At 67.8% G+C, this 15,391-nt stretch carries 12 protein-coding genes; 9 read left to right on the top strand and 3 right to left on the bottom strand.

Features of this window, described 5'->3' with window-relative positions; translation table 11 throughout:
* The first annotated feature begins 231 nt into the window (after positions 1 to 231).
* The 5 genes from dnaK to ACIRRA_RS27360 all read left to right on the top strand — a co-directional run bounded on the left by dnaK (position 232) and on the right by ACIRRA_RS27360 (position 6,039).
* Positions 232 to 2,070: a molecular chaperone DnaK gene (gene dnaK, locus ACIRRA_RS27380; protein WP_402773633.1), complete on the top strand. Its 1,839-nt coding sequence runs from the start codon at positions 232 to 234 to the stop codon at positions 2,068 to 2,070.
* The gene (gene grpE, locus ACIRRA_RS27375; protein ID WP_402773630.1) at positions 2,067 to 2,699 is read left to right on the top strand and encodes a nucleotide exchange factor GrpE; all 633 of its coding nucleotides are present in this window, start codon (positions 2,067 to 2,069) and stop codon (positions 2,697 to 2,699) included. Before dnaK ends, grpE begins: the two co-directional genes overlap by 4 nt.
* 54 nt (positions 2,700 to 2,753) lie before the next feature.
* Positions 2,754 to 3,932: a molecular chaperone DnaJ gene (gene dnaJ / locus ACIRRA_RS27370; protein ID WP_402773629.1), complete on the top strand. Its 1,179-nt coding sequence runs from the start codon at positions 2,754 to 2,756 to the stop codon at positions 3,930 to 3,932.
* Entirely contained in the window at positions 3,932 to 4,327 is a 396-nt protein-coding gene (locus tag ACIRRA_RS27365; protein WP_402773627.1) for a heat shock protein transcriptional repressor HspR, read from the top strand. The genes dnaJ and ACIRRA_RS27365 overlap by 1 nt, the downstream gene beginning before the upstream one ends.
* Positions 4,328 to 4,869: 542 nt before the next feature.
* Positions 4,870 to 6,039 (top strand): globin domain-containing protein, encoded by a 1,170-nt coding sequence (locus ACIRRA_RS27360; protein WP_402773625.1) that lies wholly within the window; start codon positions 4,870 to 4,872, stop codon positions 6,037 to 6,039.
* 152 nt (positions 6,040 to 6,191) lie between these two features.
* Here the strand turns inward: ACIRRA_RS27360 and ACIRRA_RS27355 are convergent, their stop codons facing one another.
* The 3 genes from ACIRRA_RS27355 to ACIRRA_RS27345 form a co-directional block, all read right to left on the bottom strand.
* Positions 6,192 to 6,977, bottom strand: a complete 786-nt coding sequence (locus ACIRRA_RS27355; protein WP_402773623.1) for an FAD-binding oxidoreductase — start codon at positions 6,975 to 6,977, stop codon at positions 6,192 to 6,194.
* A 31-nt stretch (positions 6,978 to 7,008) separates the two neighbouring features.
* A complete protein-coding gene (locus ACIRRA_RS27350; RefSeq protein ID WP_402773621.1) occupies positions 7,009 to 8,169 on the bottom strand; it encodes an FAD-binding oxidoreductase in 1,161 nt (386 codons plus the stop codon).
* A 134-nt stretch (positions 8,170 to 8,303) separates the two neighbouring features.
* Positions 8,304 to 9,281, bottom strand: coding sequence for an NADP-dependent oxidoreductase (locus ACIRRA_RS27345; RefSeq protein WP_402773618.1), 978 nt, complete (start codon positions 9,279 to 9,281; stop codon positions 8,304 to 8,306).
* Between the two features lie 190 nt (positions 9,282 to 9,471).
* Here ACIRRA_RS27345 and clpB point away from each other — a divergent pair, with 190 nt between their 5' ends.
* From clpB to ACIRRA_RS27325, 4 genes are all read left to right on the top strand, one after another.
* Complete coding sequence (gene clpB / locus ACIRRA_RS27340) at positions 9,472 to 12,027, top strand: ATP-dependent chaperone ClpB (protein ID WP_402773615.1); 2,556 nt, start codon at positions 9,472 to 9,474, stop codon at positions 12,025 to 12,027.
* A gap of 240 nt (positions 12,028 to 12,267) precedes the next feature.
* Positions 12,268 to 13,143, top strand: a complete 876-nt coding sequence (locus ACIRRA_RS27335) for a DUF5666 domain-containing protein (protein WP_402773613.1) — start codon at positions 12,268 to 12,270, stop codon at positions 13,141 to 13,143.
* A gap of 160 nt (positions 13,144 to 13,303) precedes the next feature.
* Positions 13,304 to 14,410 carry a hypothetical protein gene (locus ACIRRA_RS27330; protein ID WP_402773611.1) on the top strand — a complete coding sequence of 369 codons (1,107 nt, stop codon included), beginning with the start codon at positions 13,304 to 13,306 and terminating at the stop codon, positions 14,408 to 14,410.
* A 148-nt stretch (positions 14,411 to 14,558) separates the two neighbouring features.
* Positions 14,559 to 15,386, top strand: coding sequence for an SDR family NAD(P)-dependent oxidoreductase (locus ACIRRA_RS27325; protein ID WP_402773608.1), 828 nt, complete (start codon positions 14,559 to 14,561; stop codon positions 15,384 to 15,386).
* Positions 15,387 to 15,391 lie beyond the last annotated feature (5 nt).

The raw sequence follows: 15,391 nt of genomic DNA, 5'->3' as shown, positions 1-15,391 counted from the left end.
GTCGCGCCTGCGCGAAGAATTTTTTTTGTGCTGCGTGGAATAGATGACGTGCGGTGCCCGTTGGGACAGGTCAGCAAGGTTGAGCGAGTTGGACTCAAGTTCAAGTTGCGCCCCGCCGCCGGCGGGTGCAAGATTGAGCCGACCACGCTCAGTGTTACTGGGATGCAGTGTGCCGGAGTCGCTCGGAAGGGATTCCGGGGCGCTCAGGTACGTCAACTAGGAGGAACAACCATGGCTCGTGCGGTCGGTATCGACCTCGGGACCACGAACTCTGTCATCGCCGTTCTCGAAGGCGGCGAACCGGTCGTCGTGGCCAACTCGGAAGGATCGCGCACCACGCCGTCCGTCGTCGCTTTCGCCAAGAACGGTGAGGTGCTCGTCGGTCAGCCCGCCAAGAACCAGGCCGTCACCAACGTCGACCGCACCATCCGGTCCGTCAAGCGCCACATGGGCGAGGACTGGTCTGTCGACATCGACGGCAAGAAGTACACCCCGCAGGAGATCTCCGCGCGCGTGCTCATGAAGCTGAAGCGCGACGCCGAGGCCTACCTGGGTGAAGAGATCACCGACGCCGTGATCACCGTCCCCGCCTACTTCGAGGACGCGCAGCGCCAGGCCACCAAGGAGGCCGGCCAGATCGCGGGCATGAACGTGCTCCGCATCGTCAACGAGCCCACGGCCGCCGCGCTGGCCTACGGCCTCGACAAGGGCGACAAGGAACAGACCATCCTGGTCTTCGACCTGGGTGGCGGCACCTTCGACGTCTCGCTGCTGGAGATCGGCGAGGGCGTCGTCGAGGTCCGCGCCACCTCCGGTGACAACCACCTCGGTGGCGACGACTGGGACGAGCGCATCGTGGGATGGCTGGTCGACAAGTTCAAGGGCACCTCGGGCATCGACCTGACCAAGGACAAGATGGCCATGCAGCGCCTGCGCGAGGCCGCCGAGAAGGCCAAGATCGAGCTGTCGTCCTCGCAGTCGACCTCGATCAACCTGCCCTACATCACGGTCGACGCGGACAAGAACCCGCTGTTCCTCGACGAGCAGCTGACCCGCGCCGAGTTCCAGAAGATCACCTCGGATCTGCTGGACCGCACCCGCAAGCCGTTCCAGTCGGTCATCAAGGACGCCGGCATCTCGGTCGGCGACATCGATCACGTTGTGCTCGTTGGTGGTTCGACCCGTATGCCCGCGGTCTCCGACCTGGTCAAGGAGCTGACCGGCGGCAAGGAGCCCAACAAGGGCGTGAACCCGGACGAGGTCGTCGCCGTCGGCGCCGCCCTGCAGGCCGGTGTGCTCAAGGGTGAGGTCAAGGACGTCCTGCTGCTCGATGTCACCCCGCTGTCGCTGGGTATCGAGACCAAGGGCGGCGTGATGACCAAGCTGATCGAGCGCAACACCACCATTCCGACCAAGCGGTCGGAGACCTTCACCACGGCCGACGACAACCAGCCGTCCGTGCAGATCCAGGTCTTCCAGGGTGAGCGCGAGATCGCCTCGCACAACAAGCTGCTCGGATCGTTCGAGCTGACCGGCATCCCGCCGGCCCCGCGCGGCGTGCCGCAGATCGAGGTCACCTTCGACATCGACGCCAACGGCATCGTCCACGTCACCGCCAAGGACAAGGGCACCGGCAAGGAGAACACGATCAAGATCCAGGACGGCTCCGGCCTGTCCAAGGAGGAGATCGACCGCATGGTGAAGGACGCCGAGGCGCACGCGGCCGAGGACAAGGCGCGTCGCGAGGAGGCCGAGACCCGCAACCAGGCCGAGTCGCTGGTGCACCAGACCGAGAAGTTCATCAAGGACAACGAGGACAAGGTCCCGGCGGACGTCAAGACCAAGGTCGAGGCGGCCATCGCGGAGGCGAACGAGGCGCTCAAGGGCACCGACATCTCGGTCATCAAGACCGCGGTGGAGAAGCTCGCCACCGAGTCGCAGGCGCTGGGCCAGGCCATTTACGAGGCCGCGGCCGCGGACCAGGCCGCCCAGGGCAATGGCGCGGGCGCGCCGCAGTCCGATGACACCGTCGTGGACGCCGAGGTCGTCGAGGAGCCTGAGAAGAAGTGACGAACCAGAACCCGGACCACATCGCCGATCCGACGGCGTCTGATGGGCGCTCCGCGCCTGCGGGTGAGGTCTTCGAGGCCGCGGCGGACACCGCCGCGGCCCTCGGGGCCGAGGGGACTCCCGAGGTCAGCGAGGAAGCCCTCGCCGACGCGATCACGGCCGAATTGGCCGAGCGCACCGCCGATCTGCAGCGTCTGACCGCGGAGTACGCCAACTACCGCCGCCGCGTCGAGCGCGACCGCAAGGCCGCCATCGACACCGCCAAGGCCGCGGTCGTGGGCGAACTGCTCCCGGTGCTCGACGATCTGGATCGCGCCCGCGCGCACGGTGACCTCGACAACGGACCGCTCAAATCGGTCGCGGACAAGCTGGTCACCGCCCTGCAGAAGCAGGGTCTCGAGGAATTCGGTTCGGAGGGTGAGCCTTTCGACCCGACCCTGCACGAGGCCGTACAGCACGAGGGCAGTGGCGCGGACCCGATCCTCGGCATGGTGATGCGCAAGGGCTACCGCTTCGGCGATCGCGTGCTGCGGCACGCGCTGGTCGGCGTCACCGACGGTGTGGCGGATCTGGCTGCGGCGCAGCCGGATACGACGAACGCTGGCACCGATGCCGCTGGCACTGATTAACAACGAACAGACGCCCCCGGCGTCACCGACAACACAGAAAGGAGGAGATGCCCGGTGAATCGAGAGTGGCTCGAGAAGGACTTCTACAAGGATCTGGGTGTTTCCTCCGGCGCCACCCAGGACGAGATCAAGAAGGCCTACCGCAAGCTGGCCCGTGACCTGCACCCGGACAAGAATCCCGGGGACAGCACGGCCGAGGAGCGGTTCAAGGCCGTCAGCGAGGCGAATGCCGTGCTGTCGGATCCGGAGAAGCGCAAGGAGTACGACGAGGCCCGGAAGCTGTTCGCCGGCGGCGGTTTCGGCCGCGGCGGGTTCTCGCCCGGGGGCGGCTACGGCCAGCCCGGCGGCGGGTTCTCCGGCGAGTTCAACCTCGGCGACATCTTCGGCGCGGGCGCCGGAGCCGGTGGTGCCGACGGTGGCCTGGGCGATCTGCTGGGCGGGCTGTTCAATCGGGGTGGCACCCGGACCTCGTCGCGTCCGCGGCGCGGTTCGGATGTCGAGACCGAGACGACCCTCGGCTTCCGAGAGGCCGCCCAGGGCGTGACCGTCCCGCTGCGCATGACCAGCCCGGCCGCCTGCACCACCTGCCACGGCAGTGGGGCCAAGCCGGGCACCAGCCCGCGAGTCTGCCCGCACTGCAATGGCACCGGCGTGGTCAGCCGGAACCAGGGTGCGTTCGGCTTCAGCGAGCCGTGCGAGGACTGCCGGGGTACCGGGTCGATCATCGACGACCCGTGTGTCGACTGCCGCGGCAGCGGCATCCAGAACCGGACCCGCACCATCACCGTGCGCATTCCCCCGGGTGTGCGCGACGGACAGCGGATCCGGCTGGCCGGTCAGGGCGAGGCGGGCCTGCGCGGCGCGCCTCCGGGCGACCTGTACGTCACCGTGCATGTCAGCCAGGACAAGGTCTTCGGCCGCAATGGCGACGACCTGACCCTGGTGCTGCCGGTCTCGTACGCCGAACTGGTGCTGGGTACCACGGTTTCCGTGCCCACCCTGGACGGCCGTGTCGGCGTCAAGGTGCCGCCGGGCACCGCCGACGGCCGGACCTTGCGGGTGCGCGGGCGCGGTGTGCCCAAGCGTGACGGCGCCGCCGGTGACCTACTGGTCACGGTGAAGGTCGCGGTACCGCAGAAGCTGGACGACGATGCCGCCGAGGCGCTACGGCGTTATGCGGAGGCGGAGAAGACCAGCGGGTTCGATCCACGTGCGGGATGGGCAGGTGCGTAATGAGTTCCGATCCGAAGAAGACCGAGGTCCAGTACTTCCTGATCTCGGTGGCCGCGCAGCTGGCGGGCATGCACGCCCAGACGCTGCGCACCTATGACCGGCTGGGTCTGGTTTCGCCGCAACGTACCTCGGGCGGCGGCAGGCGCTATTCGGACCGGGATGTGGAGCTGCTCCGCGAGGTGCAGCGCCTGTCCCAGGACGAGGGCGTGAACCTGGCCGGCATCAAACGGATCATCGAACTCACCAACCAGGTGGAGGAGCTGCAGCAGCGGGTGAGCGAGTTGACCGCCGAGGTGGAAAGGCTCCGGTCGGGGTACCGCCCCGACCTGACCCCGCCGCAGCGCAGCACCGCTCTCGTGGTGTGGCAGCCCCGAAACCGGCGTAAGCCGCAGTAGGGCAAGCGAAGTGGAAGGCGGCACCCCGATCACGGGGTGCCGCCTTCGTTTTCGGCGTGGTCCGCGCCCGGCGGAGGAGGGTCGGTATTCGCCCGGTTGCGATTGTTGCGGGCAATGTGCTGAGTTACCCATGGGGACCGTGGGATTGGTGAAGCTCTTGGCGCCGGTTAATTGCAAACAGACCGGTAGGTTATAAATTGACGCCAATCAGAGTTTTGTCCGTATGCTGCAAGGGAGTTCGAGGACTGGCGCAGTTGCGGCAGGATCGCTGTTTTCCTGAGTCTTGCAAAACGGATCAGACAGGGTTGCTGTCCGAAGACCCGTGTCTCGCGGCGTGTTCCGGTTGAACAGTCTGTTTTCGACTCGGATACCCCGCAACGTTCACGTTTTCGAGGAATAAAGGCCGTGTTATTGAAACGTCCCGTTCCGTTGCTGGCTAACCTCGCTTACACTTGCTTGGCAACGGCTGCTGTCGAGTGTCCCGCAGCACTTCACTCGCCGGTCACGCCTGCGTTCGATTGCGAAATGGGGTTGTGACACAAATGGATTCGCGCACCGTCGCATTGATAAGAACAACGTTCAAGGCGGTTGCTGCGGAAGACGGTGGCCCCGAGAAACTCGCGCGTTCCTTCTACGCCATCCTCTTCACGGAGTACCCTCACGTTCGCGACTTCTTCCCCGCCGCCCTGGATGCCCAGCGCGACCGGCTGGTCAAGGCCATCGGCTACGTGGTGGACCGACTGGAGGAGCCGGACCGGTTGCTGCCCTTCCTGGCCCAACTCGGGCGTGATCACCGCAAGTACGGGGTGGTGGCCGAACACTATGAGGCCGTGGGGAAATCGCTCAAGAGGGCGCTGGAGACCTACGCCGGCACCGAGATCTGGACCGACGAGATCGGGCGCGCCTGGGACGAGGGCATCGGCGTAATCGCCGACACCATGATCAATGCGGCCGATCGGGAGACCACCCCGCCGGTGTGGACCGGCACCGTCATCGAGCACCGGGAAGTGCTGCGCAACCTGGCCATCGTGCGCCTGCGGCTGGACCAGCCCATGCAGTACGCGGCCGGTCAGTACATGAGCGTGCAGATCCCCTCCCGCCCGCGCATGTGGCGCTACCTGTCCCCGGCCATCCCCGCGAATGCCGGCGGCGAACTGGAATTCCATATCCGCGGCGTCACCGGCGGCTGGGTCAGCCCGGCCATGGTCGGGCACAGCCGGGTCGGCGAGCAGTGGCTGATCGGCTCGCCGCTGGGCGGGCTCGGCGTGCCCCGCAACATCCGCCGCAAGCTGCTCATGATCGGCTGCGGCACCGGCATCGCGCCGCTGCGTGCCCAGCTCATGGCCATGACCGCGCGGCGCTCCAATCCCAAGGTGGATCTGTTCGTCGGCGGCCACTACCCGTGCGATCTCTACGACCTCGAGGTGCTGAGCCAATTGGCCTGCGCCAACAAGTGGCTCACCGTGCACCCGGTCACCGAGTCCACCGAGAACCCGTGGTGGCACTTCGACGACTCCGACGGGATCCGCGAGTATCCGGGCCTGCAGCCGCGGGTGGTCGGTCAGATCGGCAAGATCGTGGCGAGCCACGGCTCCTGGGACGACCGCGACGTGCAGATCGTCGGCGCGCCGTCCATGGTGCAGACCACCAAGTTCCGCCTCATGGCCGCCGGCACCCCCACCCCGAACATCCGCCACGACCCCCTCTTCTGAGACCGGCTGCCCCGCCTCCCCGGATATTCAGCGGACGGCCGAGAGCCGTCGGACTTGGGCACCCGTGCCGGTGGTTGGGAACCGAGACCATCTCGGGCGTGCCCGGAGAGTTACCCGGATCCTTGCGAAATCAGTTGTCGCGTTGGCGATTGTCAAAAACCCTCGTAGCGAATGGCTTCCGCGGGGGCGCCGATGGCGACCAGCTGGTCGATGGTATTGCGCACCATGGCCGCGCCGCCGCAGACCAGGATCTGGTGGTGGTCCAGGGGGCCGAAGCGTTCCGGGATGTCGGCGATGGTGCCAGGCATCATCTCCTCCGGACGGAAGCCGATGTCGACCCGGCACTGCTCGTACCAGGTGTCGACGAGATCCGGGTCGTACTCGTCCTGCACCACGGGAACGACCGTGAGCCACGGCAATTCACCGGTCAGCAGGTAGAGCATGTCGGAGGCGTAGAGGTCGCGCGGGTAGCGCCCGCCCACGAACAGATGGGTGCGCGGCGGCTGCTCCCGGCGCGACAGATCCAGCAGCAGCGCGCGCATCGGCGCGAGCCCGACCCCGTCGGCGATCATGACCACCTCGGTGGCCTCCGGCGCCACCGCCAGCCAGCCCGCGGGCGCGCTGATCCGCCATTCGTCGCCCGGATGCGAGTCGGCGACGATGGATCCACTGCACCAGCCGCCCGGCACCGTGCGCACATGGAATTCCAGCTTGCCGTCCAGCGAGGGCGGCAGCGCCGGATACAGGCGGCGCACCATGTTCGGATGCTGCGGCGTGCGCACCTCCACCGACTGGCCCGCCGCGAAGGGCACGAACTCGCCGATCAGCCGCACCACCGTGGTGTCCTCGCGCAGCCGGTGCGCACCCACCACCGTGGCGTTCCACTCCGTCTGCGCGCCGAGCGCGAGTTCTCCGGTCTCGTCAGGGCCGAGCGTCACCGATAACTCCTGACTGTCGAAAGGCCGTGCACTACACCGGATCCGAGCTTATCGCCGACGTCGGCGTGCCCACCGCGAGCAGCGCGCGCCGGGTGTCGGCGATCATACGGGCCGAGCCGGCGATCTGGATCTGGCGATCGGCCCAAGCGCCGAAGCTGGCCACCACCGCGCCCAGATTGCCGATCAGCCGCCGGTGCATGCCGAACGGCGTCTCGGCCGGCGGATAGGGGTGCCACCACGGGTTGGTCTCGTTCTCACACACCGGGACCACCGTGAGCCACGGATTGGATTGCGAGAGCTGCCACATGTTCTCCACGTCGTAGAGATCACACGGGTATCGCCCGCCCATGAACAGGTGCACGCGCGGATTGATGCCGCGCCGGCCCATCTCGATGAGCTGTGCCCGCAGCGGGGCGATGCCGGTGCCGGAGCCGATCATGAGCACGTCCTTGCGGCGGCTCAGATCCACGTGCAGACCGCCCAGCGGAGCGGCGATCATCCACCGGTCGCCGACCTGGGTCTCGTTCACGATGCCCGGGCTCACCCAGCCGGTGCGCACCTTCCGCACGTGGAACTCGATCTCGCCGTACGGATTGGTGGGGATGGCCGGCGACAGGTAGCGCCACATCTTGGGCCGCTGCGGAATGGCCACCGGCACGTACTGCCCGGCCTGATAGGGGATCGGGGTGTCGGTCTGCAGCCGGACGATGGCCAGATCGTCCACCACCCGCCGGTGCCCGACCACCGTCGCCTCCCAATACGGTTGCGACTTATCAGAATTGGCGCCGATGGCCATGGACGCCGAGATCAGGATGGTGATGTCGCGCCAGCCCGCCTCCAGCTGCCGGCTCCAGTTCGCGGTGCCGTTGTAGCTGCGGAAGGCGTGGAGCAGGGCGCGTCCGGCGATGTCGTAGTGCGCCGCCTCCACCCCGTACTTGCGATGGTCGCGCGCGAGTTGCTCCAGGAAGCGTTGCGCGCGATCCCAGTCCTCCAGATTGTCGAGCACGAACGAGATGGCCGTGACCAACCGTTTCGGCTGCATGTCCATGGCGGAGGGGAACAGTTCCCGCAGGGCGGGAATCTCTGCGAAAAGATGACCGTAGAACGCGCTGATCAGCCGTTCCGGCCCGCTAGGGGCCTCGACGACTGTCCGAAAATTTGCGCGGACCAGCGCTGCCGAACGCGCATCCACGACGTCGAGCTTTCCTTCCTGTGCTGCTACCCCGGAACGCCTGCTGCCAGGCGGCCCTCCGCGTCAAGTATCCCTTAAAACCCGGTGGTCGCACGGATATAGCCGGAGCCCGATCGATTTCCGTAACCCGGAGTTCAGATCACCAGGACGATCTTGCCGCGTGCGCCGGGTGCGCCGATCACCTCGGGGGCCTCGGCCAGGGGCGGCATGGCGCTGATCGGGACCATCAGGTCGCCGTCGCCGACCAGTCGCAGCAGCTCGCGCAATTCGGCTGCGCCGCCGTGGGATTGGAAGTTGCCGCCGTGCACGCCACGGGCCTGCAGCTCCGCCTCGTCGGCGGACCAGATGGTCGAATAGGCGGAACCGCCGGGCTTGACCAGGCTCGCGTTGTCGGCGAAAACCGGCGGCGGGCTGACCAGATCGAACAGCACGTCGATACCGCCGGGATCGGTGATCCGCACCGAATCCGCGACCGACAGCTCCGAGCCCTCGGCGTGGGTGGGGGAGTCGGTGACGGTGATCCGGCCGTAGTTCACCACCTCGGTCGCGCCCAGCCGGATCATGCGATCGGTGTCGTCGGGGCGGGCGGTGGCGATGACATGCGCGCCGACGAGCGCCGCGAGCTGTACCAGGTAGGACCCGACACCGCCCGAGGCGCCCACGACCAGCACCTTCTGGTCGCGGGTGACCCCGGCGGCGTGCATGAGGTCCAGTGCCGTGATGCCCGCGGTCGGCAGGGCGGCGGCGCGAATGGCGGTGACCTCGTCCGGCAGCTTGGCGAGGGCGCCGTCATGCGGCGCCACGATGTACTCGGCGAAGGTGCCGTGCCCGACCGGCGGGGTCAAGAACTTCCCGACCACCCGCTCCCCGATCTCGAAGTCGTTCACCCCCGCGCCCACCGCGGTGATCGTGCCCGCGCCGTCGGTACCCGGGATCAGCGGAAAGTCGTGTGGCAGTTGGCCGTCCAGGAAGCCGTCGATGATCCGCTGGTCGAGCGGGTTGACCCCGGCGGCCTCGAGCTGGATCTGGACCTGGCCCGGTCCGGCCTCGGGGGTGGGCATGTCGGCGGGCTCGGGGCGGCCACCGAATTCACGGACGACGATCGCGCGCATTGCTGCTCCATTCATTCGGAAACCGGGATGGATGAGCTGGTGTGATGCGTCAACGAATGGAGTCATCGTACGCGTAGCGTAGGAACCGGTCTCGGACGCTGGACCTGGCGTCGAAAACTGGTCAGACTTGAGCGGAACAGACTCAACTTCTACCGCGTTGTAGAGAGCAACGACAAGTAGGAAGGTGACAGTGGACTCGTTCAATCCCACCACCAAGACCCAGGCGGCCCTGACCGCCGCGCAACAGGCGGCCGCCGTCGCCGGAAACCCGGAAATCCGTCCGGCTCACTTGCTGGTGGCGTTGCTGGATCAGACCGACGGCATCGCCGCACCGCTGCTCAAGGCCGTCGCGGTCGACTCGGCGACGGTGCGACGTGAGGCCCAGGAGATCGTGGACCGGCTGCCCCGGGCCACCGGCGCCACCACCACCCCCAACCTCGGGCGGGAAGCCATCGCGGCGCTCAGCTCCGCGCAGCGGCTGGCCACCGAGCTGGGCGACGAATACGTCTCCACCGAGCACCTGGTCTACGGCCTGGCCGCCGGCGACTCCGATGTTCAGCAATTGCTGCTGAAGTACGGCGCGACCGCCGACGCACTGCGCGAGGCCTTCACCGCCGTGCGCGGCAACGCCCGTGTCACCTCGCCGGATCCGGAGGGCTCGTACCAGGCGCTGGAGAAGTACTCCACCGACCTGACCGCCGCCGCCCGCGAGGGCAAGCTGGACCCGGTCATCGGCCGCGATACCGAAATCCGGCGTGTCGTACAGGTTTTGAGCCGTCGCACCAAGAACAACCCGGTGCTGATCGGTGAGCCCGGCGTCGGCAAGACCGCCATCGTGGAGGGTCTGGCCCAGCGCATCATCGCCGGCGACGTCCCGGAATCGCTGCGCGGCAAGAAGCTCATCTCGCTCGATCTGGGCGCGATGGTGGCGGGCGCCAAGTACCGCGGTGAGTTCGAGGAGCGGTTGAAGGCTGTGCTGGAGGAGATCAAATCCTCTGCCGGACAGATCATCACGTTCATAGACGAGCTGCACACCATCGTGGGCGCGGGCGCGACCGGCGAATCCGCCATGGACGCGGGCAATATGATCAAGCCCATGCTGGCCCGCGGTGAGCTGCGGCTGGTCGGCGCGACCACCCTCGACGAGTACCGCCAGCACATCGAGAAGGACGCCGCCCTGGAACGCCGCTTCCAGCAGGTGCTGGTGGGCGAGCCGACGGTGGAGGACACCGTCGGCATCCTGCGCGGGCTCAAGGAGCGCTACGAGAACCACCACCACGTGCGGATCACCGACTCCGCGCTGGTGGCCGCGGCGACCCTGTCCGACCGCTACATCACCTCCCGGTTCCTGCCGGACAAGGCCATCGACCTGGTCGACGAGTCGGCCTCGCGGCTGCGCATGGAAATCGATTCGCGCCCGGTGGAAATCGACGAGATCGAGCGCGTCGTGCGGCGCCTCGAGATCGAAGAGGTGGCGCTGGCCAAGGAGACCGACGAGGCGTCCAAGCAGCGGCTGGAGAAGCTGCGCCAGGAGCTCGCCGACGACCGCGAGAAGCTCAACCAGCTGATGACCCGCTGGCAGAACGAGAAGCAGGCCATCGACGCGGTGAGCGTGCTCAAGGAGGAGCTGGAGTCGCTCAAGGGCGAATCCGAGCGGGCCGAGCGCGACGGCGACTACAACAAGGCCGCCGAACTCAGGTACGGGCGAATCCCCAAGCTGGAGAAGGAGCTCGCCGAGGCCGAGTCCAAGGCGAAGACCGCCGCCGACGGTGACGTCATGCTCAAGGAGGAGGTCGGGCCGGACGATATCGCCGAGGTGGTGTCGTCGTGGACCGGTGTCCCCGTGGGCAAGATGATGGAGGGCGAGACCCAGAAGCTGCTCCGCATGGAGGACGAACTGGGCAACCGGGTTGTCGGGCAACCGGAAGCCGTGCAAGCGGTTTCGGATGCCGTGCGCCGCGCCCGGGCCGGGGTCGCCGACCCCAACCGGCCCACCGGTTCGTTCATGTTCGTGGGCCCGACCGGTGTCGGTAAGACCGAACTCGCGAAGGCGTTGGCGGACTTCCTGTTCGACGACGAGCGCGCCATGGTCCGCATCGACATGAGCGAGTACAGCGAGAAGCACTCGGTGGCCCGCCTGGTCGGTGCGCCCCCGGGATACGTCGGCTACGACCAGGGCGGCCAGCTCACCGAGGCCGTGCGGCGACGCCCGTACACGGTGGTGCTGTTCGACGAGATCGAGAAGGCCCACCCGGACGTCTTCGACATCCTGCTGCAGGTGCTCGACGAGGGCCGGCTGACCGACAGTCAGGGCCGCACGGTCGACTTCCGCAACACCATCCTCATCCTGACCTCCAATCTGGGTGCGGGCGGTGACAAGGATTCGGTCATGAACGCGGTGCGCCGCGCCTTCAAGCCGGAGTTCCTGAACCGGCTCGACGACGTGGTCATGTTCCACGCGCTCGACGAGGAACAGCTGGAGCGGATCGTCGACATCCAGCTGAACCAGCTGCAGAAGCGCCTGTCCCAGCGCCGCCTGAAGCTGGACGTGTCCGACTCGGCCCGCTTCTGGCTGGCCGTGCGGGGCTACGACCCGGCCTACGGCGCGCGCCCGCTGCGCCGCCTCATCCAGCAGGCCATCGGCGACTCGCTCGCCAAGGAACTGCTGGCCGGCGAGGTGCAGGACGGCGACACGGTGAAGGTCAACGTCACCCCCGATGGCGACACCCTCATCGTCGGCCGCTGACCCGGCGGATCGCGCGGCCCCGAGGCAAGAGTCTCGGGGCCGCGTGCTGTATCTGCCCGCAGCGAAGGAAGTATCGCCGGTCAGAGGATTCGGACATAGTTCGCAGCACGCCCCGGTCTGGACTGACGGAGCGGGGGAGCGAAGCGGAGGAGCGGAGGAGGGAAGACCGGGGTCACAAGGGCTGCGAACCGCCGGAGCGAAGCGGAGGCAAAATAAACAGAGCCGCCTACCCTGGAGGCCATGACTAATCCGAGCGATCCGTGGTCGCGGCCGCCGGAACCGGGCCCGGGGGAGGGTCCCGCCGAGCAGGCCGCGCCGGGCGGCTACCCCTCGGATAGCGCCGTGGGCTACGGACCCACCGAGGCCATACCCGCCGGTCCTCTCGATTATTTCGGGCAGCCGCCCGGGCCCGAGGCCACCCGCGTGCTGCCGCCGGCGGAAGCGCAGTGGGGTGGATACGAGAACGGCGGCGGATACGAGCCGACCGCCGTCTATCCGGGTCAGCCGGGGTACACCCCGACGAGTAGCTACGGCGCGCCCGGGTATCCGCCCGCCGTCGGCGGGCCCGGTTACCCGGGTGGTCCGGGGATGCCGACCGGTGGATATCAGCCCGCGGGCTTCCCGCAGAATCCGCCCCCGTCCCCGCCGCCCCGCCGGACCACCCTGTGGATCGCGCTGGCCATCACCGCGGTCATCGTGGTCGCCATCGTCGCCGTCGCGGCGGGAACCCTGCTGTCGAACAACGATTCGTCGAACAGCGCCGCCGCGCCCAGCGGCGTCAGGACCTCCGGGTACCCGGCGCCGGGCAACTCCTCGGTCCTACCCCTTCCCAGCGGCATTCCCACCATCCCGGGCCTGGGTGATCTGGACCAGCTGGGTGCGAACATGGGCACCATCTCGAACAACGACGGTTCCACCCTCACCATCACCACCCTGTCCGGTGGCACGGCGACCGTGAAGACCGACGGCAAGACGCAGGTGATTTCCCTGGGCAGCACCAAGGTTTCGGACTTGCCGGTCGGCGAGGTGATCATGGTCGAGGGCGACAAGAACGCCGACGGATCCATCCAGGCGAAGCTGATCATCAGCACCTCGATGCCGAGCGGAACCCGATGAACCGATGTTGAAAGATATTGGCAGGTACCAACACCCAAGGTTCGCGGCGCAAGCGCGGGGAGCGAAGCGGAGGAGGGCAGAACGAGACCTTCAGCGCCGCGAACCCGCCCGGAGCGAAGCAGAGGGCAAATTGGACATAGTGTGGATAGGGTAGGCGGCGATGACGGCAATATGGTTCGGGCTGGCGGCGATCGCGCTCGTGGGTGCGATCGTGCTGCTCTATTTCGATCGGCTGCAGCGGCGCCGCACCGGGCACGTGCGACAGGTCTGGGCGAAATCCCAGGGCTACACCTATGTTTCGGTGGAGCCCACGCTCGCCTCCACCTGGCGGCGCGGCGCCCTGGCCAAGCTCGGCTATCTGTCCGCGGTGGACGTGGTGTCGGGCAACCGCAAGGGTGAGAAGTTCGTGCTCTTCGATCTGGAGGACGCCGCCACCCTGGTCGCGGTGCGCCGGCAGATCGGCTCGGACATCGATATCGACCTGCGGCTGAAAACCGCGGCGCCGCCGAAGGATCACGATCTGGAGCTGCTCGGCGCCATCGGCGACCGGGTGGTCTTCGCCACCAACCCGGACATCGCCCGGCACGCGGTGGATCAGCGCATGGTGGCGTTCATCGAGTCGCTGCCCGACATCGTGCAGCAGCTGTGGTCCGAGGGCAACTGGACCCTGGGCATGGTGCCGGTCGGGGCCGTGGCCAAGGACTGGGAGATGGCCATCGACGCGGTGCTGCGGCTGTCGGGCCTGCTGCACGTGCTGCCGCCGGTCATCAATACCGAGCGCGGCCGCGACGAACTCCCCGAACCCGGTCGCTCGCACCCGGTTCCCGAGGACGACGACTACGACGGTCACGATGAATTCGGTGACTTCGGCGACGACGACCGCGATCGCCCCCGCGGCCAGGACCGCCCGGCCCGTCCGCGCGCCGAGGAGGCCGACGACTACGAGTCCCCGCTGGTGAGCGATATCGCCGGCGCGAGCGAACCGGACGACGAGCCCGAAAACTGGCGTCCCGCACTGAAAGTCGTGCCGGACCCGCGCAACCGCCCGCGCCGCAACTGGCCGCCCGCCCCCGAGGGGGAGGAGCCGGATCGGTACGACGGGGACGAAGACCGTTGGGCGGAACCGGAATCCGAGGATTGGCGCGACGAACCCGAGTCCGACCGCGAGCCCGAGGAGGGCTGGCGCAAGGACCAGGGCCGCAGTGCCCCGCCCGGCGGCCCGTTCCATCCGGGGTTCCGCCCCTACCAGGGACCCGCACCGAGGTGACCCACCCCGGCCGTGTCCGCGCGCGGCACGCCGCAGCCACGTGGTGTCTGCGCGAATTCGCCGCGTGTGGGTCGGCAAGGGATCAGAATGGGGGCGCAGTTCCGGTCATTGCCGACCGCTCCCCAGTCGTGCGAGTGATGGGCCGCCGATGACCGAGAGTTCCCCTGATCGTCCGGCGGGCGCCCCGCGCCTGCCGGGTGCGCACCGCCCGGTGGCGTTGATCACGGGGCCGACCTCCGGCATCGGCAAGGCGTACGCCACCCGGCTCGCCGCGCTCGGCTACGACCTGGTGCTGGTGGCGCGGGATGAGGATCGGCTGGCCGCGCTGGCACACGATGTGCAGGTACGTTTCGGCGCGCGAGCCGAGACGCTGCCCGCGGACCTGAGCCGCTCCGCCGACCTCGACCGGGTGGCCGAACGCCTGGCGCAGGGCGTCGAATTCCTGGTCAACAACGCGGGATTCGGCATGTCGGGCGAGTTCTGGACGCTGGAACCGGACGCCCTGCAGCAGCAACTGGATGTGAACGTCACCGCCGTCGTACAGCTGACTCGGGCGGCCCTGCCGCCCATGCTGCACGCGGCGAAGGGCACGGTGGTCAATGTGGCCAGCACCGCGGGGCTGATACCCGGACGGGGTTCGACCTATTCGGCCTCCAAGGCGTACGTCGTATCCTTTACGCAGGGGCTGGCCGGCGGGCTGGCCGGAACCGGAGTCCGGGTGCAGGCCTTGTGCCCGGGATTCGTCCGCACCGAATTCCATGAGCGGGCCGGAATCGACATGGCCTCGCTACCGCGACCGTTGTGGTTGAGCGTGGACGAGGTGGTGGCGGGTTCGCTGCATGATCTGGAGAGAGACCGGGTGATCAGCGTGCCCGGAATGCAGTACAAAGCGATCGTCGCGATCGCCGGGTTCATCCCACGATCCCTGGTGACCCGCCTGAACCGGGGCCTGTTCAACGCACGCGGAAGGACATAGAGAAA

It is taken from the genome of Nocardia sp. NPDC101769 (assembly GCF_044766925.1).
Classification (GTDB): Bacteria; Actinomycetota; Actinomycetes; order Mycobacteriales; family Mycobacteriaceae; genus Nocardia.
The sequence above is the reverse complement of the archived record's forward strand: the minus strand, read 5'-3'. Positions and strand labels throughout refer to the sequence as shown.